Annotated in this window: 2 tRNA genes and 2 rRNA genes (1 of these 4 running past the window's edge); all 4 read left to right on the top strand. The window is 49.5% G+C overall.

From position 1 onward, the window contains the following. Nucleotides 1-22 precede the first annotated feature (22 nt). A tRNA-Glu gene (locus HMPREF9188_RS09945) sits at nucleotides 23-94 on the top strand. Between the two features lie 243 nt (nucleotides 95-337). Then, nucleotides 338-1,885, top strand: a 16S ribosomal RNA gene (locus HMPREF9188_RS09940). Between the two features lie 51 nt (nucleotides 1,886-1,936). Then, nucleotides 1,937-2,009: transfer RNA gene (locus HMPREF9188_RS09935), tRNA-Ala, on the top strand. A gap of 122 nt (nucleotides 2,010-2,131) precedes the next feature. Beyond that, nucleotides 2,132-3,093 (top strand): 23S ribosomal RNA (locus tag HMPREF9188_RS09930); it runs 1,940 nt beyond the window's last position. Together the 16S and 23S rRNA genes with 2 tRNA genes alongside form the textbook arrangement of a ribosomal RNA operon.

Below are 3,093 nucleotides of genomic sequence, written 5' to 3'. Positions count from 1 at the left end.
TAGAAAGAGTTGAAAAGCTCAAGGTCCGTTGGTCAAGGGGTTAAGACACCGCCTTTTCACGGCGGTAACACGGGTTCGAATCCCGTACGGACTATGGTATGTTGCGGATGGAACACTTGATGAAAAAAGTTCAAAAAAGTTTCAAAAAAGTGTTGACAAGCGAGAGCAGCTGTGATATACTAATATAGTTGTCGCTTGAGAGAGATTGAGTGACAAAGACCTTTGAAAACTGAACAAGACGAACCAATGTGCAGGGCACTATAACTAAGGTTATAGTACTGAACAATGAAAAAAACAATAAATCTGTCAGTGACAGAAATGAGTGAGAACTCAAACTTTTAATGAGAGTTTGATCCTGGCTCAGGACGAACGCTGGCGGCGTGCCTAATACATGCAAGTAGAACGCTGAAGCTTGGTGCTTGCACCGAGCGGATGAGTTGCGAACGGGTGAGTAACGCGTAGGTAACCTGCCTGGTAGCGGGGGATAACTATTGGAAACGATAGCTAATACCGCATAAAATGGATTATCGCATGATAATCCATTGAAAGGTGCAAATGCATCACTACCAGATGGACCTGCGTTGTATTAGCTAGTTGGTGGGGTAACGGCTCACCAAGGCGACGATACATAGCCGACCTGAGAGGGTGATCGGCCACACTGGGACTGAGACACGGCCCAGACTCCTACGGGAGGCAGCAGTAGGGAATCTTCGGCAATGGACGGAAGTCTGACCGAGCAACGCCGCGTGAGTGAAGAAGGTTTTCGGATCGTAAAGCTCTGTTGTAAGAGAAGAACGAGTGTGAGAGTGGAAAGTTCACACTGTGACGGTATCTTACCAGAAAGGGACGGCTAACTACGTGCCAGCAGCCGCGGTAATACGTAGGTCCCGAGCGTTGTCCGGATTTATTGGGCGTAAAGCGAGCGCAGGCGGTTAGATAAGTCTGAAGTTAAAGGCTGTGGCTTAACCATAGTACGCTTTGGAAACTGTTTAACTTGAGTGCAAGAGGGGAGAGTGGAATTCCATGTGTAGCGGTGAAATGCGTAGATATATGGAGGAACACCGGTGGCGAAAGCGGCTCTCTGGCTTGTAACTGACGCTGAGGCTCGAAAGCGTGGGGAGCAAACAGGATTAGATACCCTGGTAGTCCACGCCGTAAACGATGAGTGCTAGGTGTTAGACCCTTTCCGGGGTTTAGTGCCGCAGCTAACGCATTAAGCACTCCGCCTGGGGAGTACGACCGCAAGGTTGAAACTCAAAGGAATTGACGGGGGCCCGCACAAGCGGTGGAGCATGTGGTTTAATTCGAAGCAACGCGAAGAACCTTACCAGGTCTTGACATCCCTCTGACCGCTCTAGAGATAGAGTTTTCCTTCGGGACAGAGGTGACAGGTGGTGCATGGTTGTCGTCAGCTCGTGTCGTGAGATGTTGGGTTAAGTCCCGCAACGAGCGCAACCCCTATTGTTAGTTGCCATCATTTAGTTGGGCACTCTAGCGAGACTGCCGGTAATAAACCGGAGGAAGGTGGGGATGACGTCAAATCATCATGCCCCTTATGACCTGGGCTACACACGTGCTACAATGGCTGGTACAACGAGTCGCAAGCCGGTGACGGTAAGCTAATCTCTTAAAGCCAGTCTCAGTTCGGATTGTAGGCTGCAACTCGCCTACATGAAGTCGGAATCGCTAGTAATCGCGGATCAGCACGCCGCGGTGAATACGTTCCCGGGCCTTGTACACACCGCCCGTCACACCACGAGAGTTTGTAACACCCGAAGTCGGTGAGGTAACCGTAAGGAGCCAGCCGCCTAAGGTGGGATAGATGATTGGGGTGAAGTCGTAACAAGGTAGCCGTATCGGAAGGTGCGGCTGGATCACCTCCTTTCTAAGGATAAGGAACTGCGCATTGGTCTTGTTTAGTCTTGAGAGGTCTTGTGGGGCCTTAGCTCAGCTGGGAGAGCGCCTGCTTTGCACGCAGGAGGTCAGCGGTTCGATCCCGCTAGGCTCCATTGGTGAGAGATCACCAAGTAATGCACATTGAAAATTGAATATCTATATCAAATAGTAACAAGAAAATAAACCGAAACGCTGTAGTATTAAAAGAGTTTATGACTGAAAGGTCAGAAAATAAGGTTAAGTTAATAAGGGCGCACGGTGGATGCCTTGGCACTAGGAGCCGAAGAAGGACGTGACAAACGACGATATGCCTTGGGTAGCTGTAAGTAAGCGATGATCCAGGGATTTCCGAATGGGGGAACCCAACAGGTACTACCTGTTACCCATATCTGTTAAGGATATGAGGAGGAAGACGCAGTGAACTGAAACATCTAAGTAGCTGCAGGAAGAGAAAGCAAAAGCGATTGCCTTAGTAGCGGCGAGCGAAACGGCAGGAGGGCAAACCGAAGAGTTTACTCTTCGGGGTTGTAGGACTGCAAAGTGGACTCAAAGATTATAGAAGAATGATTTGGGAAAATCAGCCAAAGAGAGTAAGAGCCTCGTATTTAAAATAGTCTTTGTACCTAGCAGTATCCTGAGTACGGCGGGACACGAGAAATCCCGTCGGAATCTGGGAGGACCATCTCCCAACCCTAAATACTCCCTAGTGACCGATAGTGAACCAGTACCGTGAGGGAAAGGTGAAAAGCACCCCGGGAGGGGAGTGAAATAGAACCTGAAACCGTGTGCCTACAACAAGTTCGAGCCCGTTAATGGGTGAGAGCGTGCCTTTTGTAGAATGAACCGGCGAGTTACGATATGATGCGAGGTTAAGTTGAAGAGACGGAGCCGTAGGGAAACCGAGTCTGAATAGGGCGCATTAGTATCATGTCGTAGACCCGAAACCATGTGACCTACCCATGAGCAGGTTGAAGGTGCGGTAAGACGCACTGGAGGACCGAACCAGGGCACGTTGAAAAGTGCTTGGATGACTTGTGGGTAGCGGAGAAATTCCAAACGAACTTGGAGATAGCTGGTTCTCTCCGAAATAGCTTTAGGGCTAGCGTCGACATAAAGATTCTTGGAGGTAGAGCACTGTTTGGGTGAGGGGTCCATCCCGGATTACCAATCTCAGATAAACTCCGAATGCCAAAGAAT

This window comes from Streptococcus sp. F0441, from assembly GCF_000314775.2.
In the GTDB taxonomy this organism is placed as follows: domain Bacteria; phylum Bacillota; class Bacilli; order Lactobacillales; family Streptococcaceae; genus Streptococcus.
The sequence above is the reverse complement of the archived record's forward strand: the minus strand, read 5'-3'. Positions and strand labels throughout refer to the sequence as shown.